A 25576-nucleotide genomic window follows, 5' to 3' on the forward strand; every position below is an offset into this window, starting at 1 on the left:
ACATCAACAATCATCCCATCACAAAACATAATGGAGCTGTTATTTTTATATAATACCATGATCCGTCATTAAAAATATGAATTTTCGTTTTCTGTATATGTGTATCAGAGTATTCTTCCATATACAAAAATTCATGCACGCCATGCAAGCGGCTTTTTCTTAAAAAATAAAGATATCTGAAACCCTGTATTTCAGCGTCTGCTCACGGTATGACAAAGCCCCTCCCCTCCGGCACGCGGCAGAAAACGCGCTTCACCACACGGAAGGAGATTCCGGGACTTTCTTACTTCTCCCCGGCGGAAGAATCGCTCCTACAACTTTTCCCACCTGCTGAACCGCGGACAGGAACCGCCCGGGAGCATCTTCATCTTTCTGACCACGCAGGGGGCGGGAGTTGCCTCACAGCGGATCCTTACCGCACCCTTGTAGGTATGTACTTCCACTTCACGGCTGCCTTCCCACCACCTGCAGGCGCCGCATTTCCTTTCATCGGGAAAAATCGTGTTCACCGCCATGGATCAGCCCCCCTTTTCCGTTTCCGGGCATGTTCGTTTCCGCTTTCATGAAAAATTCATAGCCGTTCCCGGCAGGCATTTCCAGAACAAAGACATGCTCCGCCCGGAAGGCATGCCTTTTCTTCCGGCCGATACGCTCCGTCGCCCGGAAACGATTGCGAAGGCGCGTTTTCTGGCGTATTCTCAGCCCTGAAAAAGACCGGGAATTCCCGAAAGAGCAACCTGCACGGAACATACTTCCTCATGCCCGTGCCGCGCCGCAGATTCCGTGCGCGGGATTCCGCAAAGAGAACGATCCATGAGTCAGAACATCTCCGTCACCGGCAGTCAGTCCCCCGTCATCGCCGATTCCGGCAACATCCGGCCTCAGGACGACGACACCGGGGCGTTCGCCAGGGAAATCCTCGCCGACGCTCCGCCCTCTCTGGAAAGCACGCTGGACACAGCGCGGGAAATGACCTCCGTACCGGAACGGGATCTGCCTGAAGAGGTTCTTTCCCGGCGCAACGAAGAAACCGGGGAAACCGTGGCCGGTCGAAACCTCACCGCTGCTCTGGAAAGCGGCGACAAGCAGGCCATGCGCGACGCCGCGGAACATCTTGAAGGACGTTCCTTCACACCGCAGATGGAAGGCATGCTGGAACATGCCAAAGTCCGTATGTCCTCCTCTGAGGAAACGGACGAGACCGGCCCGCTTGAAGAATCCCGGGAGACAGAAGACACCTCCGACGTTGCGGAAGCCCCTGAGGAGAACACCCCTGCCATCCTTGATCTTTCGGTCGGCAAGGAACTTTTTGACCTCATTGAGGCCCTGGAGTCGGGAAAATTCGTTTCCGGGCAGTATACCCTTGAAGAGCTGCAGGCAAAAGAGCAAGCCGTCAGCACCTTCCTCACCAGTCTTTCCGAATCGCAGGAAGGGGACTCGATAAATACGGTGCTGCAGGCTCAGCTCGTGAAATGCCAGGAACAGCTTTCCGATTGCATTGCAAGCCGCACCAACATGGAGTCCCTGCTCAGCAGACTCGAAGATTTGAAAAACGCACAGGAGACTCCCTCCTTTAAGCTGGAAAGGCTGGTGGACTTCATGCTCACCCTGCAGAACAGCAGCGATCAGATGCCCGCTTTCAGATCATCCACGGAGGAAAAAACGCAGCGACTGCAGAATCCCCTGCAGAATCTGGTACTCGGCGTTATGGGACGGGACTTCGACAGGCTTAAGAATGCGGTTCTGGACGCCATGACCGAACAGCTCGAACAGCTGCAGTCCGCGGATAAAACCCCTCTGGGCAAAAGTACTCTGCAAAGTCTCGCACAACTTTGCATAAACGCGGGCAAACCGCCGGCCGTCATGTTCAAGCTGCTGAGCCTGGGCCTTTCCTGGGCTGCCACGGAGGAACACAAGAATGCCCTTGTGCAGGCCCTCGACAAAGGTATCGCCGCCACGGTGACCACCGAGGGAAGAAGCACGGTGGAAAAACGCGGCGAAACCCTGCGCTATGTGGACATGGCCTTTCAGGGAAGCTACCCCGAACATGCCGATGAAGCCCTGGCACTGAAGAAGCTGCTCCTGCCCGAGTATGAAAACGAGGTGACGCTCCAGCATGAGTGCATGGTGGCGAGCCGCCAGCTTCTGAGCATTCTCATGGAAGGGGAACAGTCCCGGGGCCTGGGCACGCCCAACGCGCTTTCCCGCGCCCTGCAGGGCACGGCCTCCGCGCGCTCCTTCGTGCTCACCCCGGATATTGTGAAGGGGCTGACGAATAAGGTCGACCTTGAAAATTTCAACTATCACCTCGCCCATGTGGCCGTGCTGCAGAAGCGCGCGGCCGAGGCCGGGCTTTTCCCGCTCTCCGAGGAACAGAAAGCTCGCATGACCGACGTGCATGCCTGGTGCCTCTCCCTGAACCTCGGCACAGACGCGGCCGCCTATGCCGGAAAACTGGACCATGCGCTGGACGACGAGGCGCAGAAAGCACGCTGCATGCACGAAATTCAGCAGGCCAGCGCGCATTTCGTACGGGGCTTCCGGGGACAGACGGAACTTTCCCTCGCCGGACGCATCATACAGAAGCGCACGACCATGACTGAGTCCATGACCGCAGGCCGCAGGGAAAACGCCATATTCGAAAGCTCCCCCGAGTATATGGCGCGCCTCGCTCTCGATCATCACATCGTCAACCTGAGCGGCCTCATACTCCCGGAAGAACGCTTCTCCGGGGAGGATTCCGCCATGACGCTGGACGGAAACGCCGTGGACCAGGCCATGAAGACGGAAACGGAAAAACTGTATCAGACGCTCTTCGGAAACGAAAACCCCGATGATGCCAGAGCCCGCATGGAAGACATGAGCCGGGAGCGGCGGGAATATCTGCAGGACCTGCAGCGCTTTGAATCCCATGCCGGAGTCATGCAGAGCCTGGCCCACAGCACCAGGGAAGGGGTAAGACTGCGCGCGTCCATCCACGAGAGCCAGGCTCGTGTCGATTCCATGATGCAGGACAAGGCACTGCTCCACTTCACCTGGCCCCACAGGCGCATCGGCAGGCTGAAGACGTGCAACACCGTGTTCGAGATCGAAAGTCTGTCCCGGAAACTCACGGCTGCCACCACCGAAAGAGAGAGGGAGACTCTCCAGAGGGAAATAAACACACGGCTGAAGGAGCTGAAAGGCATAAGCCCCTTCACCCTTGCTTCCAGCATACGCCACAGAAAGGAAACCCCCTCGCTGGAAACGGTGCTGGAGCACATGCTCCCGCGCGCACGCGCCCTCAGATTCTTTGAACAGAAGATCACCCTGAACGGGGTCACCACTACGGAAGCCGCGGACACGCTCCGGCGCATCAAAAATGAACGCGCGTCGCTGAAGGTTCATCAGAAGAACATCAGCCGCAGCATGGACAATCTGCGCTCCCAGTTCGGCAAGGACAATATCCGCCGGCTTCAGCAGACCATCACCGCCGGACTCTACAAGGTCTTTGTGGAATCCCAGCAACCCCTCTCCAGCTTCACCATCAACGATACTCAGACACGCCAGGCTGTCTACGCTCAGCTGGAAAGCTGGGGGATGCCCGTCCATGCCGGACTGACCGCGCAGCTCATCCGCCTCACGCTCGCCGCGCTCACTTCGGCCGACGGCACCCTGCGGGAGGAAACCCTGCGCAGCGAGGCGGCAAAGAGCAACCTTGACCATGTCGGCAAGGAACACGCAGAGACCATGAAGTCAACCCTGCGCGATGAAGGGGCAAGCCGCCTCTCCGCATGGAAGAAGACGCGTGATTTCGTCAACAACACCCTGCTGCCCGACGACCGGCGCAGGGCCGAAGGCGTGCGTTCCCTCCTGCGCGAAGCTTCCCGTCCCGGTTCCGGCTTTGTCTACGACAGAGCACGCGGCATGGTCGTGGACACCGGCGCCGTGTTCTCGCCCCTCACCTCGCCCAAGTCACTGGTCAACATGGTCAGCCTGGCGCATCCTCTTTCCGCGCGCATGCGCCTCACGCTCAACGACAGCCTCACCGTCAGCAATGTGGGCAACGGCTGCTATCAGGTCATGCTCAAGGGCGGCTTTGCGGCCTCTCTGGGGGCCACCATGAAAGTGGCCATTCCCGGCACTCCCCTCACGCTGATTCCCGGCGGCAATGCGGGCTTCCAGGAAGACCGGGGCGTGGCCATCACCTTCAGCAGTGAAAAGGACTGCGAAGCCTTCCTCAACGCCTTCATGACGCCGGATTCCAGCCTGCACGACAAAAAAAAGTACGATCCTTCCCTGTGGCTCTGCGCCTCGCAGGTACGCTTCATCGACGGTGATACCGTTTCCGCCAACCTCTCCCTCGGGCTCATGGCCTCGATGTTCCAGCAGGTTCTGCCGCTCGGCATCGTGGCCTCCGGTTCGAGCACCGTTTCCGTGGCGCTTGCCGGCGATATCTCGCAGCAGGTGGAGCAGAACGCCTCGGGCGAAACCACCACCATCAACGTCAAGAAAAGCGTCACGCTGGCAGGCAACTTTTCCATCGGCGCTTCCAAGGGTGAGATCTACTTCGGCAGTCCCCTGACCACAGTGGGGGGAGCCTCGACCCTGGCTCTGGATGAACGTTTCAAAATCGTTACCGGGCCGCAGGGCGTCATGCCCGCAACGTGCATGGAAACCGAATGTCTGGCAGGACCGCTGAAAAGAGGCGTTCTGCACGACATCACCCGCGCGCTTCTGCTGCCAGCCTCCGTCAGCGACCGCATTCTGGAAGACGTGGCCTTTTCCGACGCCTTTGAAAAGCTCCTGCGCGGCATGCCTCCCACGGCCCGCGTCATCGTGCGCCGCGAACTCAAGCCGGCCGTGCTGGAAGAAGTGCGCAGACTCTTCATCAAAGTGCGCATGGCCACAGACGAATACACCCGCAGCACAGAACTCAAAAGGGCCCACAGCCTGCTCGCAACCCCCGATTCCTACACGCCTTCGAGCATCAGCATAAGAAACGTGACCCCGGCCGACATTTCCCGGAACTGGTCGCCGGGACTCGGAGCGTTCCAGTATGCAAGAAACACCTCCTTTGCGAGCCTCAATTCCGGCGATACACTCACCATCCCCCTGCCCCAGGGCGAATAATCCCAACACAGGAATCCATCATGTCACTTCAGTCGTTACATGCCATACTTGCCGAGGCTCTTGCCGGAGCCGGACTTCCCGCCGCCACCATCAGCCCTTCCGGTACGGCGGTCATCAACGTACGGGGGCTGGAAATCGGACTGGAATACCTGGAGGCGGAGGACAAGGCCGCGCTCTACTGCAGCACGGGCAGACTTCCCGCCGAAGCCTCACCGGAGCTGTATGAATTCCTTCTGGAAAAAAACCTGCTCGGCGCAAAGACGGGCGGGGGACATATCGGGCTGTACGCTCCCGCGCGCACCATCATCTTCTCCCTCACCCTCGACGCGGCGGCACTCACCGCCACACAGCTTGCCAACGCTCTTGAACGTTTCACGGAAACGGCGACAGGACTCATCGAGGAAGTGGAGGAACACCTTGCCGGGCCTTCCGGCATGATGGAGATTTCCCCGCTCATGAGCAACATGCTCTGGGTGTGATCCCGGTCTCCGGGCTCGCGTAAAAGGCCTTTCCCGCGCGGATAAAAACGCCCCGGACACCGCAGAAAAGCAAAGGGCCGCTCCCGGAAACGGGAGCGGCCCTTTTTTACCCTGTCTTTCCGCCGGAATACGGAAGAGCCTATCCGCCCACGACCGGGCGGCTTATGTCAAAATCCGTGCAGGTATACGAACCGTCGGACATGATGAGGAAGCTCTGATGCGCCTGCAGAGGCTGACCGGAATCGGAAGTCACCTCCACAGTCACGGAGCCGTCGGCGTTTTCCGTGGCGTGCATCTGGAAGATGCCGTCTCCGTCGAGGCTCACGCCGGGGAACATCTGTCCGTATGCACGGAGTATGACGCGCGAAGCCTGTGTAAAAGCCTGCGCCACACGCATGAGCTGTGCTTCGGAATGCGTCATGCCGCGCATGAACTCCACCATGCCACGGATGGCAGGATGCCGGGCATTGTCTTCTTCCGCGCTGATGGGTACGGGATGCTGCTCCAGACTGCTTCCGTCCGCGCGGGTGAAGCTCAGTACCGACATCGGGTTCAGATGCCGGAAGTCGTTCACCAGACCGTAGCCCGAAGATGCATCAATACCGCGCAGGGAGGACATCTCCAGCGAAACCTTGATGTCATCCTTTGTGAGCGAAGCGCCCGGCTGCGTGAGCTCGAACATCTTCCGTACAGGCACTCCCAGACCGACATTGATGCTGAATCGTTCCGCAAGATTTTCCATCGGTCTGCCGGGGGCTGCGGCGTGAAGACGCTGCTGATAGCTCCGGTCCAGATGCTGCAGCATCTTCCCCATGGCGTTCTCCCCGGAAACATCCTGCGGCAAGGCGCCCAGCGCCCCGCCCGTGACGATGTTCCAGAACTGCGCCACGGAAGGCATCGTGTTATCGTGGTCTCTGATGGCGGCAATAATTTCATCCGCGGAACCGACCAGTATTCCGGCCAGCACATCCTGAAGGTGTACGTCGTCCACAAGCTGACTCGCCCATGCATATACCTCGGAAAGGATATCCCAGTCATCCCTGGAAAGCGGGGGATTTCTCTGCGCGAAAATCTGGTACATGTTCGGAAAGGTCCGGCCCGCAATACGGGCCAGCAGGGGTATCATGCCGTTCATACCAAGGGGCAGATCGGTGATGTGGGACGGATTCTGAGCGAAATAAAGAGGCTCATGAACCTCATTACCGTTCTGTTCCACCATGGCCTGCTCACGAAGAGCGGCCAGAAACGCCCCCGCAGTCGCGCATTCCCCGTATGCCTGCGGGGACAGGTCTATACTGACAGAGGCCCAGAGGAAGCCGGAGCCCACCTTCATTGCCATATCCGAATTCAGAGTAGCGATCAGGTTCTCCCTTTCCTGCGGGGTCATGCCGCCCAGTGCCATGGCCAGGCTCAGCATCAGCGGCAGGGCGTCCTGTACATTCGCAGGAAAAGTCTTCGAGACTCCCAGGTAGGCCGAAACCAGTCTGTACGTCTCTTCGCTCAGCTGCGCGGCTGTCAGCGAAGGAGCGGCCAGATTGTGCAGAGCCCGCTGGAAGCTCTCCGAGCGCGCCGCCGTCGCCAGATTGCGGATGACTTCAGGATCGTACAGACCGAAGCGATGCACCATGTTCTTGATGATGGTCTTCTCCTTCTGCGTGAAACCCGCAGGATTCGCTCCCTCTGCCGTCTTTTCAGGGAAGGCATCCACCGCCATCAGCGCAGCCTTGAGTTCCTTCAGTTGCTGCGTGACTTTCTCCTGCATGGCACGGCGGATTTCGTCGGGACTGACGGACTTTCCCGCCGTCGTGGCTTCCACGGCGATGTCGCCGGTGATCTTGCTGACGGCAGCGGACAGGGGAACAAGGTTCAGCCGGTTCAGGTCGATGACGGAAAAATCGTTGGCTGCGCTCACCTCCTCAAAAAAGGCACGAAACTCCCCGCCTGCATGGACCACGGACATTCCCGTGCTGGGGATGAAATTGTCCAGGATGGTATTGCGCATCTTATTGTTGTCCGCTTCCAGGATGGCGTCGGCCGCCTTCTTCACCTTCTCCGCCGACAGGGGAGCCGCGTCCGGCAAAGACACACCCTTCGCCCTGGCAAAATCGCGCACCATCGGAGAAAGCTTATCCGGACTGACGGCCTTCTCGAAAGTCGCCTCCTTAAACGTTGTGCACTGGTTCGCCTTCGCTTTCTTTGTCGCGGCATCGTCGGCGTCGCTTATGCTGAAACAGTCCAGCTTCATGTTCGCGCGCTGTTCGTCGTTCAGAAGCCCGATGAGCACGGCGGCATGTCGTTCCAATATGCGGTACATGGCAAGGCACTGGAGCACAAACGCCTGGACCTGTCTGCCCGACCCGGCCGCCTCACTCACGCTGGTCAGTTCGCTGGCGAGCCGTCCGAACCTGGAAATGGCGCGGGTCACAAGTTCCGGCAGCATCTGCTGAGGCACGCCGCGCCGCACCAGCAGAAGGCGTATGGAATTGTTCAGCACGGCGTTCATGTCGTCCGCGCCGAAATCGCCGTGTACGCTGTGTGCGGAGGACTGCAGCGCCTCGGCATGGTCGATCAGCTTCTGAAGAAAAGCCGCATCAACGGGCGCATCGTCGTTCAGCAGAGGTTCGAGTATCATATCGCCCGTGAACATGGCGTTCAGATAAACGGACATCTTTTCCAGAGTGAGCGGAGGGGTAAGCTTCACAGGCGGATTCTTCGCCATCTCGACAAATGCCTTCATGTCCTGCTCATGTGCGGTGACAAAGGCCTCCGCCGCAGTACGCAGCATATCCCGCACCTGATCCTTTGCAGGAAAAGCGTCCGTTCCGAGGGCATCCAGCATCGCCCGGGCCTCCGCCACCACCTGGGGATTGTGCCCGATGGCCGTGGAGAAACCTTCCGGCAGATGATGCGCCGTCATGACACCACGCACAGACTCACTGCCCAGGCGGTTCAGCATGAACTCGCGCATGACTTCCATGCGGTGGGCAGGTGTATCCACACGCGCTTCGCTGGTGCTGATGTGCTGAAGCAGCATTGTCATATCCCCGTCATCCAGAAAAGGACGCACCTCCGCCAGGAAGGTCAGAATCTCCGCATTCCGGGACAGGCCCGCAAGCGTTTCCAGAGACGCCGGTTCGAGTTCCCGCATGACGTTCAGCCTGTCTTCATGAAAACGTGCGTATGCGGACGAGGTGAAATCGTTGAAGGAAAACTGATCGAGGCCCCCGGCAAGCTCCCGGTCGAGCATCTGCGGAAGCCAGTCTCTCTCTCTGTCGCACGCGGCAAGGAGTCTTGCGGCCGCTTTCTGCTTTTCGCCCATGTCCGGTATGCTGATCAGGCTGTCCCTGTTTCCGGGAAGCACTTCCTGCAACAGATATTCTCTTACCGCGGCCGTCTGCTCGGCGGGAGTGTCCATGGGCATCATCCGGAGGGCCACAAACTGGCCGAAGGACGAGCCGTGCCCGGCGGGAATGCGGCCGTCCTGGGCAAGCTGTCTGCCCAGCTCCACTCCCCGGAAGAAATCAAGCTCCAGTCTGGCCTGTTTCACCACTCCGGCGGTGAGGGGCTTGCCCGAGTTCATAAGCTCTTCCAGAGGGGCCCGGACCCGCTCCAGCATGGCGGCATAACGGGGGTCCTGTTCCAGAGACTGGATGAAGGCCTGTACCGTAGCCTTGTTCTCGGCGGCCTTCTCGCTGGAAGAAAGCTTTTTAATCCCGTGCAGTCCCGTTCCCGGCTCCATGACGTCGGCATCAATATGGAACTGCTGCGATTCGGCATAGACCTGGACATCATTGAAAAATCGATCAAGTTCAACTGGCATGGCATTTTCCCTGTGTAAATACTGTAGAGTGTCAGATTCTCAGCATCTGCATGGAGGCGTAGAGCGCGTCATCGGACATGTTTTCCTCAGCCCTGTTCTCCATGGTCTGCACGGCAAGCTTTTCCTGTTCCGCTCCCATGAGACGCAGCTTTTCCATCCACTGACCGGCAAGGAGAACAATGGCGTCGAGCCTGCGCACGAACTCTTCCGCCGACAGGCCATACACGGGAATGGCATAATTCATGCCAACCATGTTGGCAGAGGGATTGTAACTCAGAGAACCGCCTTCGGTCTGCAGGAAAAGAAAATTGGCGGAAAGAAGCTGCTTCAGCACTTCTTCGTCACGCCAGCCGGAAAGCGGGCCAAGTTCCATATAAATGATGAACATCTGCTGCTCTTCCAGCCACTGCAGCAGAACTCCGCGATCTTCCAGCATAAGCTGGGCGCCGCCGGAGGCGGACAGCTGTATATCCAGCCCCGTTTCCCTGTTGAGCGCCTCTATATACGGTACACTCTGACTCATGCCTCTTCACTCCTTGTATCACATATTATGCAAAAAACATGCCAATATTCAAAACTCCTTTCTACGGAAAGGATGAGACGAACATACTCTTCCTTTCCTTATGGGTAAGCGGAAAGCTCCGGGCTTGCAAGCCGGAAGTCGCCGTATGCCGTTCTTTAAAAAAATCCGGGCAGGCCGGACAACTTCCGCCCCTTCTTCGGACGGGCAGGAGATAAAAAAAAGAGAGAGCACGGCAACATGCCGGACTCTCTCCGGGCCCTGCGGCCCCGATCCGCCGCGGCGACGGCGACGGCGAGGCAGAACGCCGGCACGGTTGCCGCAGCAGATCGTGAATCTCTTCCGGCAGCCTGAGCAGAAACGCTGCCGGAAATGTTTTGTGCCTAAAGAAGCGGAAAGTCGAACTCCTCCTGAAGAGCAGCCAGCGTATGCTTCAGATGGGCCGTCTGTTCCGCATCCAGCGGCAGGAAAGGCCGCTTGAAACCGCTGTCGAGAATGCCGCGCAGGCGCAGGATCTCCACTCTCGTGGACATGAACGGAAGCGACTGCATGAGCATGCGCATTCTGGCCGAAAGGAACTGCAGCTTTCTGGCCCGTTCCATATCACCCTGTTCACAGGCACGGAACAGTTCCACCATAAGTTCGGGGTTATGCGCGGCCATGGCGCAGATACCCCCGGCTCCGCCCGTCTGAATGGCCGCAAGACACATGGCATCGCTGCCCATCAGGCAGTCGAAGTCTTCTCCCAGCACATCGCAGTAATCGACATAGCGGGGGTAATCCTGGGTGGTGTCCTTCACACCTGCCAGATTGGGGATACTCTCCCTGAGCGTGACAAGCTGGGCAGGGGTGATGTCCTGCCCTGTGAAACCGGGAATATTGTAGATATAGAAAGGCAGTTCGGGGTTCACCGCCGCCAGACGGGCAAAATAGCCCGCCCGGCAGGCAGGGGAATAGTGGTAGTAATACGGGGGAACGGCGGCGATGGCGTCCGCACCTTCGGCTCCGGCATGGCGCGCCAGCTCCACGGCCTGTTCCTCCGTATCCGATCCGATATGAACGCACAGGGGAACGCGGCCGTCCACGGCCCTGATGAAGCCTTCCGCAAACAGCTTGCGTTCTTCCGTGCTCAGGGCCGGGAAGGCCCCGGTGGACCCCAGCGCGAACACGCAGTCGCAGCCTTTTTCCACCAGCCAGTCGACATAGGCCTTCAGCAGGCCGTAGTCATAACGTTCGTCGTAGGTAACGGGGGAAAGGGCGGCGCTTATCATGCCGTGCAGATGTTTTCCTTTCATCGGAACTTCCTTGGGTTGCAATGTTCTCTTGAGGCCGGACAGCTGATCCGGCATGTCTTTCCCGCCCTTCCGGGGGAATCGCACGGCCGTATGGCTACCGCGCTTCCTTCATCATTCTGCGGCCGGCCTTGTACACGGGCACCACGAAGGACAGGGCGGCCAGCACCATGAAGACAAGGCTGATGGGGCGCGTGAAGAAGATCATGGGGCTCATGTTGGAATCCATGAGCGCAAGGCGCATGTTCTGCTCGGCAATAGGTCCCAGAATCATGGCGATGCACAGGGCGGACTGACTGAAGTTGTACCGCTGGCAGATATAGCCGATGATGCCGAAAACCAGCATGGTGATGATGTCCAGCGGATTCTGGTTGATGGAATAGGAGCCGATGAAGCAGAAGATGAGGATGGCCGCAAGCAGAAGTTTCTTGGGAATGTTCAGAAGCTTTGTGGAAAAGCGCACGGCCACGAGGCCCAGAAGAATCATGAAGATGTTGGCGACGATGATGCCGGTGAACAGGCCGGAGATGATGTCGGGGTGATCCATGAACAGGCGCGGGCCGGGAGCCAGACCGTGGATGATGAGCCCGCCGAGGAACACGGCGGTCACGGAATCGCCGGGAATGCCGAGGGTCAGCAGGGGGACGAGTGCGCCGCCGCATACGGCATTGTTGGCCGATTCCGTGGCCGCCACGCCTTCGATGATGCCGGTGCCGAACTTTTCAGGATGCTTTGAAGCACGCCTTGCCTCATTGTAGCTGAGCCAGGAAGCGATATTCGCCCCCGTGCCGGGCACAATGCCGATGACGGTGCCGATGAAGGAACCGCGTATCAGCGTTTTCCAGCATTCCTTCCACTCCTGTCTGGAGGGGAAAAGCCCGCTGACGCGCCGGGAGGCCACATTCTCCGCCTTCAGGTTGTCAAGCTGCACCAGCACTTCGGAAATGGCGAAAAGACCGATGAGTGCGGGAATGAAGGCAATGCCGCTCGCCAGGTTGGAAATATCGAAGGTGAAGCGGCTGAAGCCGGAAACAGGGTCGTTGCCCACGGTGGAAAGCAGCATGCCCACGCAGCCTATGAGCATCCCCTTCAGGATGTCGGTGGAAAGAGAGGCGATGATGGTGAGTCCGAACACGGCCAGGGCGAAATACTCCGCCGGGCCGAACATGAGGGCCAGCTTCGCCAGCTGCGGGGCCATGCCTATGAGCACCACGGCGCTGATCAGTCCGCCTATGCCGGAGGCGAGCGTGGCCATGCCGAGGGCTTTCCCGGCCTCGCCCTTCTGTGCCATGGGGTAGCCGTCCAGAGTGGTTGCGGCCGACGAGGGCGTTCCCGGCGTTTTCAGAAGAATGGCGGAAATGCAGCCGCCGTAAATGGCCCCCACATAAATGCCCATGAGCATGGAAAGGCCTGCCACGGGATGCATGCCGAAAGTCATGGGAACCAGCAGGGCCACGCCCATGGTTGCCGTAAGGCCGGGCAATGCCCCGATGACGATGCCTCCGAAGGTGCCCACGGCAATGATGAGCAGCATGGAAGGCGACAGCACGTTCAGAACAGCGTTCCAGTCCATAATATCATCCTACTTGAAAAAACAGGCTCGCGGGAAAGGTGTCATGAAAGCTCAGGATCAGAAGAACGAGGGGAAAAGCTCATACATGATGTCCCCGACGGGAAGCACCACGCCGAGCAGCTCGACGAACCCTGCATACACGAACAGGACAAGCCCCGCGGGATAGAGAAGCATCACCAGCGGTCTTCTTTCTCCGATGAAAAAGAGCAGCGCGACGCCGAACACCCAGGTGGAGAGGTAAAAGCCCGCCCATTCATACGCCAGACTGTAGATGAGCATGAGCAGAAGGACACCCAGAAGGCGCCCCCACGACTCTCTGCTGAGCGCCGTCGGAATTTTGCCTTTGAGCTTGGAAAAAAGCAGGGTTCTGCCGAGAAGAATGCAGGAGAAAAGAAAAATGCACAGCACGCAGAAGGAGGGGAAGAAGCCCATGCCCGCATCGCCGCTGTCGTCCGCGGGGGGCAGGTCAAGAATCTGCATCCAGGCCAGCAGGCAGAACACCATGAAGAACAGAGAAAAAAAGATATCAATTCGCTTTTGCATACCTGACTCCGTCAAAGGGCGGGCGGCGAAGGGGCTTCGCCGCCCGTTCCGAACGCTTACTTGCGCTTGTTCTGCATGTAGTAGCCGAGATCCTTGATCAGCTGCTCAAGCATGGCGCCTTCTTCGTTCCACATGACTTTGGTGTCCGCCGCATTCTTGTAGGCATAGTCTTCACCGACCTTCTTCAGGCCTGCGATGTAGCCTTCGTCCTTCACGGTTTTTTCAATGGCTTCTTCCAGAATCCTGCACACATCGTCGGGGGTGTCCTTGGGCACCGCAAGGCCGCGCCAGACGGACCAGCTTATGTCCAGCCCCTTTTCCTTGAAGGTGGGCATGTCGGGAAATTCAGGAAGGCGTTCATCCGTGAACACGGCGATGGGAATCATTTCCCCGCTCTGACAGTGGATCAGGGTTTCGGAAGGGCCGCCCACGAAGGCCTGGGTATGCCCGCCGAGGCAGGCCGCCACGGCCGGGTTGGCGCCCTTGTAGGGCATGACCTTCACCTCTATGCCCGCCGCGCGCACGAAGCTTTCCACGGAAAGGTGAGGCAGGCCCTTGGCGGCGGCCACGGAAATCTTCAGCTCTCCCGGATGGGCCTTGGCCCAGGCCACGAATTCCTCGTAATTTTTAATGCCGCAGGACTTGTTCACCGCGATCATGGAAGGCACCCGGGTAATGGAGGCCAGGGGGCGCATGTCGTCCTTGGTATAGTCCGTGCTGCCGTAGAGGGGCTGCATGAGCACGGAGCCGATGACGGTGACGCCCATGGTGTAGCCGTCCGGGCGGGAATGCACCAGCGCGCTCGTGCCCACGGTGCCGCCACCGCCGTCCCTGTCGGAGACGACCACGGTCTTTCCGATATATTTTTCAAAATAGGTGGCGAAGTTGCGGGCGACAAGGTCGCAGCCGCCGCCGGGGCCGGAAGGCACGATCAGCGTAATGTTGCGGCGGGGAAACTTCGGAGCGGCATCGGCGCTGATGCAGGAAACGCCAAGGACCAGACAGGCAAGAAGCGCCGAACGGCAGATACCCTTGAACATGAAAACCTCCTATTCTCGTCGTACGGAATGTTCCGCGTCTTCTGCCCGGGCGACATGCCCGGGCCTTATATTTGAGGAATCAGTAGATTTCCGGTTCGGGCAATGCCTCCGAACCTTCCAGAAAGTCGAAATCGCATCCGCGGTCGGCCTGCGTCACATGGGCGCGGTACATGGGCACATAGCCGCGCTTTTCGGAAAAGACGGGAGCCTTCCATGCGGCACGGCGCTTTTCCAGTTCCGCATCGTCCACAAGAAGTTCCAGTCTGCGGCTGGGCACATCGAGGAGAATCTCGTCGCCGTTCCGCACCAGCGCCAGGGGGCCGCCCACTGCCGCTTCAGGGCAGACGTGCAGAACCACGGTGCCGAAATGCGTGCCGCTCATGCGGGCGTCGGAAATGCGGACCATGTCGCGCACCCCTTTCTGAAGCAGCTTGCGGGGAATGGGCAGCCCGCCCCACTCCGGCATGCCGGGAGCGCCTACAGGGCCGCCGTTCTTGAGAACAAGAACGCTGTTTTCATCCACATCGAGATCGGGATCGTCGATATGGGCATACATTTCACGGATATTTTCAAAGACCACGGCCTTGCCCTTGTGAACGAACAGCGAGGGATTGGCCGCGCTGGCCTTGATGACCGCTCCGTTCGGAGCAAGATTGCCGTGCAGCACGGCAAGACCGTCCCCTTCGGCGATGGGCCTGGAAAGAGGATGGATGACGTCTTCGTCGAGCACCTTCGCGCCGGCGATGTTTTCGCCCAGCGTTCTGCCCGTGCACGTCATGACGGAAAGATCCAGATAATCCCGGATCACACTCTCCACTGCGGGAATGCCGCCCGCATTGTAGAGATGTTCCATGAGATACTTGCCCGCAGGAAGCAGGTTGACGATGACGGGCACCCTGCGCCCGGCTTCATCCAGATCTGCCAGAGAAAATTCCACGCCCGCGCGCTCGGCAATGGCCATGAGATGCACGGCCGCATTGGTGGAACCGCCTATGGCCATATCCACCACCGCCGCATTCAGCAGCGCCTGACGGGTGAGAATGCGGGAAGGCACAAGGTGTTCCTTCACCATTTCCACAATGCGTTCGCCGCAGTCCACAGCCATGCGGATGTGGGCGGCGTCCACGGCGGGAATGCACACCGAACCGGGGAGCGCAAGGCCCAGGGCTTCGGTGAGGCTGGTCATGGTGGAGGCGGTTCCCATGGTGTTGCACGTTCCGTGGGAACGGCAGCTCACAGCCTCAAATTCTTCCCACTGTTCCATGGTGATGGTGCCCGCGCGCAGTTCGTCCCAGAACTTGCGCGTATGGGTACCCGTGCCGATGAGTTCTCCCCTCCAGGTGGAGGCAAGCATGGGTCCGGCGGGCATGAAGATGCAGGGCACACCCGCGCTGATGGCGCCCATGAGCAGGCCCACCGTGGTCTTGTCGCACCCGCCGAGCAGCACCACGCCGTCGATGGGATGACTGCGGATGTTCTCCTCCACCTCAATGGCAAGCAGATTCCGGTACAGCATGGTGGTGGGCTTCTGCACCACCTCGCCGAGGCCCATGACCGGCAGTTCCATGGGAACGCCCCCGGCCATCCAGATGCCCTTGCGCACATCGTCGGCCCTTTCACGAAGATGCCCGTGACAGGTGGAAAGATCGCTCCAGGTATTGATGATGCCGATGATCGGCTTGTTCATGAAATCCTTTTTGCGGAATCCCATCTGAAGTGCACGCTGCCGGTGGGCGAACGCCCTCATGGTATGGGGCTGAAACCAGCGGCTGCTGCGGAAGGGGAAATCATCCTCGCACGACATGATACTATGCCTCCGAATTAGTGGTTCACCCCGGCAGATATCCAAGACGCCGGGAGAGTTCATCGGCTGCCTGAAGCAGCTTTGCGGACATGTCGGGAATCACCTGATCGGTAATTTCCGCGCTGAGTCCGGAAATACCCATGGCCGCCACGACGCGGCCGGAAACATTGCGCACGGGCGCAGCCAGACAGCGGAGCCCCACCACGTTCTCTCCGTTCTCCTCAGCCCAGCCGCGTTCCCGCACCTGCGGGAGCGTTTCCATGAACTTCAGCGGATCAAGAATGGTTTTCGGGGTGCGCTGCACCGGCGGATTGCGGTGAAGAAGCTCCAGAACCTGTTCCGGATTCCTCCAGGCCAGCAGAATCCGCCCCATGGCCGTGGTCTGCAGGTTGAGCCTCTTGCCCACCCAGGAATTGATGACCGCGGAACCTGCATAAAAGGCCTTGGCAAGATACACCGCATCGAAGCCTTCCAGCACGGCGAGGTGGCAGGTCTGCCTTACCTCGCCCATGAGCTTCTGAAGAATGGGCTGCGCCTCATCGCGCAGATCAAGCCCGGCAAGCACGCGGTTGCCCAGTCCCAGAAAGCGGAAGCTCAGAGAGTAGCTTCCTCTGTCCGGCGAATAGAGCAGGTACCCGCGTTCCTGAAGCGTGTTGATGATCTGGTAGGCGGAAGTCTTGGGCAGCTGAAGTTCCTTGTAGATGTCCGTCAGAGAGGCCTGACCGCGTTCGGAGATGAACTCGATGATGTCGAAGGCCTTCATGACGGCAGGAACCAGATATTTCTTGCCCGTCTGATCCGTATTTTTGAGCTCTGGACTCATGGCTTGATCCTTTTTACCCTTGTTCTAAATTTAGAACAGCTATACTGTACTTCAAACACTCTTTTCTGTCAATCCTTCTTCCAGAAAAGGCAGACACCGCAGACAAAAAAACGAGCTTTGGACAAAATCCATAAACTCGTGTAATTTTGAATAGTTGTGTAAGTAACATCAATCAAGGTTTCTTCGCGTCGGTCAAAAGCCTCCCTGTCGCATGTTTTCCGGGCAGTGCTGTTCCGGCAGATTTTCATGGTGGATACGCCATGGCATCCGGGCATATCCGCCCGTCGGCCCCTGCCGGACCGGTTAAAAAAAGGAATAACGCCCATGTTGCGTCTTTTTTCCCGAAATGCCCTTTTCCATGCCTGAAGCCTGGCCCTGCCGGCGGCGGAAAAAGCGCTCATGCGCTGTATCCGGCTCAAAAAAACGCAGTGCCGGAGTACAAGGACTTTCCGGCACCGGGCGGATCGCGGCATAAAGCTCCGCCTCACGCCCACCGGGGCAAAGCCGTCAGGCAGCCCCTCGCACAGGCTGAAAAAGCGGGATGTTCCGCGCCTTCTGCAAAAGCGCGCAGGAGAGGCAGAGTACAGGGAGATGCCGTATTTGGGAAGACGGCGCAGAGGGGAATTTCCGGGACGCACAGGAATTTTCCGCCCTTTTCTTCCACCAGAGCTTTTTTCCGCAACCTTTCCTCTGCCTTTGCGAACCGGCCATTGCTGCGTACTGCGGCGAAAGTCTGCGACTGCGGGGCTTCGTTCGTCTGGAATGCCTGCACCGCTGCCCTCTTCCGCCCGGGGCTTCCCTGCGGAAAAAAGGCACAGAAAATCCCCGTCTCCCTCCATGCCGGAAGGCATGAAGAAAAACGGGGATGAAGCATGTCGCCCGACATGCCGCCTGTTACAGCGCGTCCTTGCCCGATTCTCCGGTGCGGATGCGTATGACATCGTCCACGGGAAGAATGAAGATCTTGCCGTCGCCCACGGCTCCCGTGCGGGCATGTTCCAGAATGACGGCCACGGCTCTTTCCACCTTTTCCTCTTCCATCACGATTTCCAGCATCATCTTGGAGCGGAAATCCACCTCCATCTTCCGGGAACGGTAAATTTCCGTATGCCCGCGCTGTCTGCCGAAGCCGCGCACCTCCATGAGCGTCGCGCCGCCTATGCCTATGGCGCTCAGCGCTTCCTTGACGTTCTCCACGGTTTCCAGTCTCAGGATCACCTGCAGTTTCTTCATCATTTTCTTTCTCCTTTCCGTCCTCTGAAGGGATAAGGGCATGTCAGAACTGGTAGCCGGATTCGGAATGTTCCGAAATATCAAGCCCCGTCACTTCCTTTTCCAGGGGAACGCGCAGGCCCACCAGCCTGTCGGTCAGTCTGAGGAGCACAAAACTCACAGGGAAGCAGAAGCCCACCGTGGCGATGACGGAAAGCACCTGCACGAAAAACTGATGCGCGTTGCCGTACAGAAGCCCGTCCACCCCGTTGACGGAGGAGCAGGCGAACACGCCCGTGAGAAGCGCGCCCAGCACGCCGCCTATGCCGTGTATGCCCACCACATCCAGCGCGTCGTCATAGTGGAACAGACTCTTCAGGAAAATGCCCCCGTAACACACCGCGCCTCCGAGAAGGCCCATGACCACGGCCGCCCAGGGTTCCACAAAGCCTGCGGCCGGAGTAATGACCACAAGGCCCGCCACCGCGCCCGAAGCCGCGCCGAGAACGGTGAAATGCCCCGTATGCCAGCGTTCCACCGCAAGCCATCCGAGTATGGCGCAGCCGGCGGAAAGGTGCGTGGTCACCAGCGCATTGGCCGCAAGGCCGTTTGCCGCAAGCGCACTGCCTGCATTGAAGCCGAACCAGCCGAACCACAGAAGGCCCGCGCCGAGCACCGTCATGGGAATGTTGTGGGGCAGGCCGGCCCGGCGGCCCATGGTGGTGCGTCTGCCGAGCACCATGGCGGCGGCAAGGGCCGCGGAGCCGGAACTCATGTGCACCACCGCACCGCCTGCAAAATCAAGCGCGCCCATCTTCATGAGCCAGCCGCCGCCCCATACCCAGTGCGCCATGGGGCAGTAGACAAGAAGCAGCCAGAGCGTGGAAAAAAGCAGCATGGCCTGAAAATGGATGCGCTCGGCATACGCGCCGGAAATGAGCGCGGGCGTCAGCGCGGCGAACATGCACTGAAACGCCATGAAGGCCAGGGCGGGAATACTGCTCCCTTCCGCAGGCTCCATACCCACGCCGCGCAGAAAAAGATGCTCGAAACCGCCTATGAGGCCGTGCATGTCCGGCCCGAAGGCCAGCGTATAGCCTACAAGAGGCCAGAGCAGCGCCCCCACGCCGAGAAGCACGAAACTGTGCATGGTGGTGGAGAGCACATTGCGCGATGCCACAAGCCCCCCGTAAAACAGAGCCAGTGCCGGAACCATGAGCATGACAAGCATGGCGCTTACAAGAACAAAACCCGTATCGGCAGCATTCATCGTTGTTCCTCCTTCAATTCAAGCGTCCGATACTCTGTGTTCTGCATAATGTGTGCCACACCTGAAAACAAATGTAATCATTTGAAATTATATACTATTTATGTAACCATCAGAATAGTTCGGTATATTTTCGTATCAGGCCTCCCTTCCCCCTTCTCCTTCTGCATACGAAAAAAGCGCCTTTCTCCAGCCACAGCGGAGAAAAACGCTTTTGTATCATAAAAATCATGAGTAATATTTTTTTGTATCACTCTCCGCAGACTACACATCAAATCAGAAAAACCTTCACCGCACATGCCGTGGCGAAGAGGGAAAACACACGCCGTTTCTGCTGCAGGGGGCACCTCCGCATCGAAAAAAACCGCAGCAGCGGCACTCGCAAAAAAATACCGGCAACATGAAAAGCGTATATCCTCACGTTGCCGACAGACATGTCGCTCTGTCCGGAGTCCGCGGGCCTGCAATCTTCTACCGCATATCCGGGGGACCTTCTTGAAAAAGGCCCCCCGGTATTTCTCTGCTTCACTGCAGCCTCCGTATCAGCAGGCTGCCCCGGCCTGCGGCGGCAAATACCTTATTACGGCTGCAGACAGTCCCGAAGTTCCCCCGTCACAGGCTTATTCCGCATTCAAATGCTTCATGCACTGCAAAAAGAATATTCCGTGGAGAAACAGCATCCCCGACAACATGAACATTCGGATACGTTTCCTTCATTTTTAATACAAGTTCATTATTGGAACGATATCCAGATGCTATGATAACAGTATCAGCATATTCCTTTCTTCCGTCAAATTCCACACCGTTTTGGAATATGCGGTCAACCTTTACATTAGTATGTATGCTGACATGATATTTTTCCATATTTCTGGAAATGTAGTCCGTATAAGTCGGGCCTGCCTCGCGCGCAATACGATCCATCATTTCAACGATGGTTACGTCAACTCCGCGACTTGCCAGAAAATGGGCCGTCTCCACTCCCACCAGGCCGCCGCCGATGATGACGACCTTCTTTCCGCTCTGCCTGCGTCCGGAAAGAATATCTTCCGCAAGTGCCACAACAGGCAGATCTTTGCCGGGAATAGGAGGAATAGTCTGCCGGGCGCCGGCAGCGATGACGACGGCGTCGGGATTTCCACCCGCGATATCCTCCGGGCCTTCCACCCTGCGCCTGACAATCTTTACGCCCAGCTTGGTCACCTGAGCTCTCAGATAGTTCAAAAACAGCAGGAAGCTTTCCTTTTCAGGCGGTGCCGCAACCAGAAGCAGCTTTCCTCCCGTCTCTGCGGCCTCTTCATACAGCGTTACCTCATGCCCTCTCAGGGCAGCCGTTCTTGCGACTTCCATCCCTGCGGGACCGGCACCGATGACTGCTATCTTCCGGGAAGTTCCGGCATGTATGATCTGACGTTCCGCTTCAAAAGAGGCCCTTGCGTTAAGCATGCACGTTGCAGCCCCGCCTACAAAAATACGGTCACAACACCCCTGATTGCATGCCACACAGTAACGTATATCATCATATGCCTTGTTCCTGAGTTTTCTTACCAGAGCCGAATCTGCAAAAAATCCGCGTCCTATGGCAACCATATCCGCCTTCCCTGAGGCAATGACATCTTCAATGAACGGACCGTCATTCAACCTTCCCGCCACAATTACGGGAATATTGAGCAGCTTTTTCAACTCCGCCGCATAGGGAACAAGAAAACCGCGGGGAACATACATAGGCTGTATGCTGGTATATACCGAATCATAGCAGCCTGCCGTCAGACTTACAGCCTGCGCTCCGCAAGCCTCCGCCTGCACACATATCTTTTTCACGTCCTCAAACATGAGGCCGTCATCCAGAAACTCCTGTGCGGAAATGCGGATGGTTACAGGAACGCGCCCATCAACCACCCGGATCACCTCTTTCAGCACCTCAAAGGGAAAACGACAGCGGTTCTCCAGAGATCCGCCGTACTCATCCTTCCGATGATTGGAATGAGGAGAAAGAAATCCTGCCAGAAGATACCCGTGCGCAAAATGTACCTCTATCAGATCAAAGCCTGCCCGGACGGCCCGTTCGGCGGCAACGGTAAAACGTTTCACCATGGCGGGCAGTTCTTCACGGGCAAGTTCTCTGGGATGGTTTTCCAGAATTGCACAGGGCATGGCGGAGGCGGCCACAGGCTGAAGACCGGTGATGCGTTCCGTTGCCTGGCGCCCGGCATGATATATCTGTGCTCCTATTTTCGCTCCAGCCCTGTGAACAGCGCTGCACAGATGCTCCAGTCCGGGAAGAAACTTCTCGTCATAGATGGCTATCTGGGAAGGAAGTCCGGCGCCCTCCGGAGCCACGGTGACGGATCCGGTCATGATGATGGCAACGTCGTTTTGTGCCCGCTCCTCAAAAAAATGGATAAGACGTTCACTGACCACTCCCCCCTCATGCGCCATTCCGTTTTCCATGGGGGCCATCATAATACGATTCTTCAGTACAAGATCACCTATTGCAACAGGAGAAAAAAGCTCAGGCATGGTTGATCCTCCATGATTGAAGCATACAAAAAGAGCCTGTCCGGCAACGAACAGGCTCAGAGGAAACGATTTAACGGGAAGCCATCACGCGATCAACTTCCGCCCTGAGCTCATTGAGAAGCTCCACGTCGATCTTGGGGAACTGCTTGTAGATATCCTTGCACTGCTCACGCAGCTGAGCCAGTTCGGCCTCCGTCGGCTTATAGATTTTGAGCCCGGCCTTTTTGAAGGCTTCTTCGGCACGGCGTTCGTCTTCGAGCTGGTTCTTCTCCTGGGCGTTGACAAACACTTTCACGGCCTCTTCAAACACAGGCTTGTCTTCCGCGGGAATGCTGTTCCACCATTTGGTGGACGTATAGAGAATCTGCGCGCAGTAGGTATGATTGATCAGAGCCATGGACTTGGCAGCTTCATACCATTTACTGTTGACGCCAAAGGGGGAATCGACATCAAAACCGTCGATGACTCCCTGCTGCAGACCAGTATACACTTCGGAGCCGGGCATAGGTACGGGATTCATGCCCATGTGCTTGAGCAGTGCCATATGCATGGGAGAAGACGAAGCACGGATCTTGACACCTTTAAGGTCGTTGATACTGTTGATATCCTTTGAGACAAAAGGATTTCTGAAGCTGTAGCGTACAAACACAAGGGGAGTGACGGCCTTGTTCGCCGCTACGGCACAGATTTTCTTTCCCACAGGTCCGCTCAGAACTTTGTCGGCGACATCGGAGTCAGGGAACAGAAAGCCAAGATCAAGCAGAGTCAGTTCAGGCATGAAGGTACCGATGTTGGAGGCGCCTTCAACAAGCATATGCACCGTGCCGAGTCCCATTCCCTGATAAGCCTCTTCCATGGAACCGAGCTTGAACTGATCGTAAATATCCATGCGATATTTGCCGTTGGTCTTCGTCTCGATGAACTGCTTCATTTCCACCAGGGAACGGCACAGCGCTCCCGACATGGCAGAGTGCGTCGTCACCTTGATGACTTTGGGAGCTGCGACGGCAGGTCCGGCGGAAAGCAGACCGGCAAAAACCAGAACACACGCCATGGATTTAAGAACACTGTTCATACATACTCCTTTTCAAAGTTAGAGCAGACAAGTGGAAAATGCCGGGACATAGGAGATCAGATAAAAACATCCGATCATGACAGCAATGAACGGCATGATGGCACGGCTGAGCAGCGCGAAGGATATGCCGCTGATACCGCATCCCACATAAAGATTCATACCGACAGGAGGGGTAATATTCCCAAGAATGACACCGAACGTCATGACCACGCCGAAGTGAACGGGCGTCATGCCGCTGTTCACCATCATGGGCAGCAGAATGGGCGTCATAATCATGATCAGAGCCACAGTTTCCATGAAGGTACCGAGGATGATGATCAGCGTACACACAAGGAATATCAGCACATACTTGTTGGTGGTCACGCCCGAAAGCATGTCGGCCACCACGGTATCGGCATTGAAGTAGACCAGGATGGTGCCCATGGCCGTGGCTGCCGTAATGACAAAGAACATCATGCCGGTGGTGTGCACGGTGGAGGAAAATATTTCCACCAGCTTTTTCCAGGTCATCGTCTTCGTGATGAAGGTTTCAGCAAAGAGCGCATACACTACAGCCACGACGCCCGCTTCCGTCGGAGTCGTGATTCCCGTGTAAATACCGCCGAGCACGAGTACAGGAACCATAAGGGCCCATTTGGCTTCCCACAGTGCTTCCATGCGTTCCTTGAAATTCGCCCGGCTCGTTTTGATACCGTACCCCCGGACACCGGAAATGGCAGTTCCCAGAATCATGAATGCTACGCCCAGAATGCATCCGGGGACAATGATGGCGATGAACAGGTCACTTATGGAAACACCAGCCGTCGCCCCGTAAATGATCAGGGCCGTGGAGGGCGGAATAAGGGCTCCGAGCGTTCCCGAAGCCGTATTGACTGCCGTCGCAAACGACTTGGGATATCCTTCCTTTTCCATGGCGGGAATCATGATGCCACCTACAGCTGCCACCGTAGCGGGCGGCGATCCGCAAAGGGAACCATAAAAAAGACAGGTGAGAACGGAAACCAGAGAAAGCCCGCCCGTAATATGGCCTACCAGTGTACGGGAAAGCTTGAGCAGTGCTCCGGCCATGCTCCCCCGCTGCATAATATCACCCGCGCAGACGAAAAACGGCAGGGCAAGCAACGGGAAGGAATTGAATACGGAGTACAGCTTCTGAGAAAACAGCGCCGGTTCAAGATCTCCTACCCAGATGGCAGCCAGTACGGCAAGACCGATGGCGGCACCTATATGCAGAGACAACACCAGCCCGATGATGAGAACAGAAAACAGTGTGATGAGAACCGGATCCATAGATCTAATTTCCTTCCATTTTGCTGATATCGGTACCTGCCAGGCAGGCATAGATTTGCAACAATGCGTATACGGCGGTAAGCACAAGAAAGACAGGAATAGGAATCCAGGTTACATATATTGCCACATTTACTGTTGATGCCATTTGCTCCATATCTCGTATGGCAATAAGCATTTCATATGTAAGCCATCCACCAATCATACAATATATACATGTACATATAAGAGTAAGTACATTAAGAAACTTTGCTACAGGACGGCTTGCAAAAGAAATAGCGACGTCCACACGAAGATGTCCGTTGCTCCTCATGGTCATGGCCATTCCCGCATAAGCAAGAATAATAAATATGAAACGGCATACTTCTTCAGGCCACGGAAGCGCATTGTGAAAAATATATCTGAACAGAACCTGAATAAAAGCAATAATAATAAGTAACAATAGTGAAAGGACACCAACACCGGTTATCGCATAATCAAGAATCCTTAAAATTTTTCCCACGTAAATTCCCCTTTACATTCTCTATGAGGCTTTCTCCACGAGCGACTTGCCCAGAAGAAAAGCCTTCTGACAGTCTTGAGGGAACACTTCTTCATGACGTCTGAGCTTTTCTGCAGCATCAAACATCTCCATATAATACGCACTGTAATCTTTCACCTGCATGGTGTCCGTACTCAACAGGGTACGACACATGCCGAAAGCCCTCCTGAAAAAATATTCCGTCTTTACCGTGATATCCAATGAGAAAGGCGGAGGAAAAGGACTTTTCCTCGCGATCACCTCATCATCTGTGATATTCATGGTATAAACCATAGCTACCGGCTTCGTTCCTTTAAACAGGGAACGGTCATCCTTTGTATACCTGGAAAGAGGAAAAAGGAGTCGTTCCAGAAAAGCCCTGAAGCCAGCGGATTCAGTATAAAAATATATAGGAGAGCCAAATACTACGGCATCGGCATTGATAACATCTTTTAAAATAGGCGTCAGTTCATCATTTAATACACACATGCCATCCTGAGGCCTTTTTCTGCTTTTACAGGCAAAGCAGCTTCTGCAGGGACTGAAATTCATACTTCCGATATGGTACATGACCGTTTCCGCACCGGCTTCTTCCGCCCCTCTCAAGGCGTACTGAAGCAATGTTGCGGTATTGAAGTTCTTTCGTGGACTTCCGTTAATGGCGACGACCCGCATGGGAGCTCCTTGAACCG

At 57.0% G+C, this 25576-nt stretch carries 18 protein-coding genes; 2 read left to right on the forward strand and 16 right to left on the reverse strand.

From position 1 onward, the window contains the following. Nucleotides 1–813 precede the first annotated feature (813 nt). Nucleotides 814–5112, forward strand: coding sequence for a hypothetical protein (locus Q0K07_RS00240; RefSeq protein WP_294554810.1), 4299 nt, complete (start codon nt 814–816; stop codon nt 5110–5112). Between the two features lie 20 nt (nt 5113–5132). Then, nucleotides 5133–5591, forward strand: coding sequence for a type III secretion system chaperone (locus Q0K07_RS00245; protein ID WP_294554813.1), 459 nt, complete (start codon nt 5133–5135; stop codon nt 5589–5591). Nucleotides 5592–5730: 139 nt separating this feature from the next. On the opposite strand, the gene Q0K07_RS00250 is transcribed toward Q0K07_RS00245, so the two are convergent. The 16 genes from Q0K07_RS00250 to Q0K07_RS00325 form a co-directional block, all read right to left on the reverse strand. Next, complete coding sequence (locus Q0K07_RS00250; RefSeq protein ID WP_294554816.1) at nt 5731–9411, reverse strand: hypothetical protein; 3681 nt, start codon at nt 9409–9411, stop codon at nt 5731–5733. 31 nt (nt 9412–9442) lie between these two features. Beyond that, nucleotides 9443–9934: a type III secretion system chaperone gene (locus Q0K07_RS00255; RefSeq protein WP_294554819.1), complete on the reverse strand. Its 492-nt coding sequence runs from the start codon at nt 9932–9934 to the stop codon at nt 9443–9445. Nucleotides 9935–10314: 380 nt separating this feature from the next. Beyond that, entirely contained in the window at nt 10315–11226 is a 912-nt protein-coding gene (locus tag Q0K07_RS00260) for a dihydrodipicolinate synthase family protein (protein WP_294554821.1), read from the reverse strand. Nucleotides 11227–11320: 94 nt separating this feature from the next. Then, entirely contained in the window at nt 11321–12796 is a 1476-nt protein-coding gene (locus Q0K07_RS00265) for a tripartite tricarboxylate transporter permease (RefSeq protein WP_294554825.1), read from the reverse strand. Between the two features lie 57 nt (nt 12797–12853). Beyond that, the gene (locus tag Q0K07_RS00270) at nt 12854–13339 is read right to left on the reverse strand and encodes a tripartite tricarboxylate transporter TctB family protein (protein ID WP_294554828.1); all 486 of its coding nucleotides are present in this window, start codon (nt 13337–13339) and stop codon (nt 12854–12856) included. 56 nt (nt 13340–13395) lie between these two features. Further along, nucleotides 13396–14379 (reverse strand): tripartite tricarboxylate transporter substrate binding protein, encoded by a 984-nt coding sequence (locus tag Q0K07_RS00275; protein WP_294554830.1) that lies wholly within the window; start codon nt 14377–14379, stop codon nt 13396–13398. Between the two features lie 79 nt (nt 14380–14458). Then, complete coding sequence (locus Q0K07_RS00280; protein ID WP_294554833.1) at nt 14459–16183, reverse strand: IlvD/Edd family dehydratase; 1725 nt, start codon at nt 16181–16183, stop codon at nt 14459–14461. Nucleotides 16184–16208: 25 nt separating this feature from the next. After that, on the reverse strand, nt 16209–17006 hold the full coding sequence (locus Q0K07_RS00285) for an IclR family transcriptional regulator (RefSeq protein WP_294554836.1): 798 nt from the start codon (nt 17004–17006) through the stop codon (nt 16209–16211). A gap of 68 nt (nt 17007–17074) precedes the next feature. Next, nucleotides 17075–17407 (reverse strand): hypothetical protein, encoded by a 333-nt coding sequence (locus Q0K07_RS00290; RefSeq protein WP_294554839.1) that lies wholly within the window; start codon nt 17405–17407, stop codon nt 17075–17077. A 493-nt stretch (nt 17408–17900) separates the two neighbouring features. Further along, nucleotides 17901–18242 carry a P-II family nitrogen regulator gene (locus tag Q0K07_RS00295; RefSeq protein ID WP_367178855.1) on the reverse strand — a complete coding sequence of 114 codons (342 nt, stop codon included), beginning with the start codon at nt 18240–18242 and terminating at the stop codon, nt 17901–17903. A 40-nt stretch (nt 18243–18282) separates the two neighbouring features. Further along, a complete protein-coding gene (locus tag Q0K07_RS00300; RefSeq protein WP_294554842.1) occupies nt 18283–19488 on the reverse strand; it encodes an ammonium transporter in 1206 nt (401 codons plus the stop codon). 609 nt (nt 19489–20097) lie between these two features. After that, entirely contained in the window at nt 20098–22002 is a 1905-nt protein-coding gene (locus Q0K07_RS00305) for an FAD-dependent oxidoreductase (RefSeq protein ID WP_294554845.1), read from the reverse strand. Between the two features lie 70 nt (nt 22003–22072). After that, the gene (locus tag Q0K07_RS00310; protein ID WP_294554848.1) at nt 22073–23077 is read right to left on the reverse strand and encodes a TRAP transporter substrate-binding protein; all 1005 of its coding nucleotides are present in this window, start codon (nt 23075–23077) and stop codon (nt 22073–22075) included. Nucleotides 23078–23095: 18 nt separating this feature from the next. Further along, on the reverse strand, nt 23096–24367 hold the full coding sequence (locus Q0K07_RS00315) for a TRAP transporter large permease (protein ID WP_294554851.1): 1272 nt from the start codon (nt 24365–24367) through the stop codon (nt 23096–23098). Between the two features lie 4 nt (nt 24368–24371). After that, nucleotides 24372–24866: a TRAP transporter small permease gene (locus Q0K07_RS00320; RefSeq protein WP_294554854.1), complete on the reverse strand. Its 495-nt coding sequence runs from the start codon at nt 24864–24866 to the stop codon at nt 24372–24374. Nucleotides 24867–24887: 21 nt separating this feature from the next. Continuing rightward, complete coding sequence (locus Q0K07_RS00325; protein WP_294554857.1) at nt 24888–25559, reverse strand: flavodoxin family protein; 672 nt, start codon at nt 25557–25559, stop codon at nt 24888–24890. Nucleotides 25560–25576 lie beyond the last annotated feature (17 nt).

Origin of the sequence: uncultured Mailhella sp. (assembly GCF_944324615.1) — a bacterium.
Taxonomy (GTDB): domain Bacteria; phylum Desulfobacterota; class Desulfovibrionia; order Desulfovibrionales; family Desulfovibrionaceae; genus Mailhella.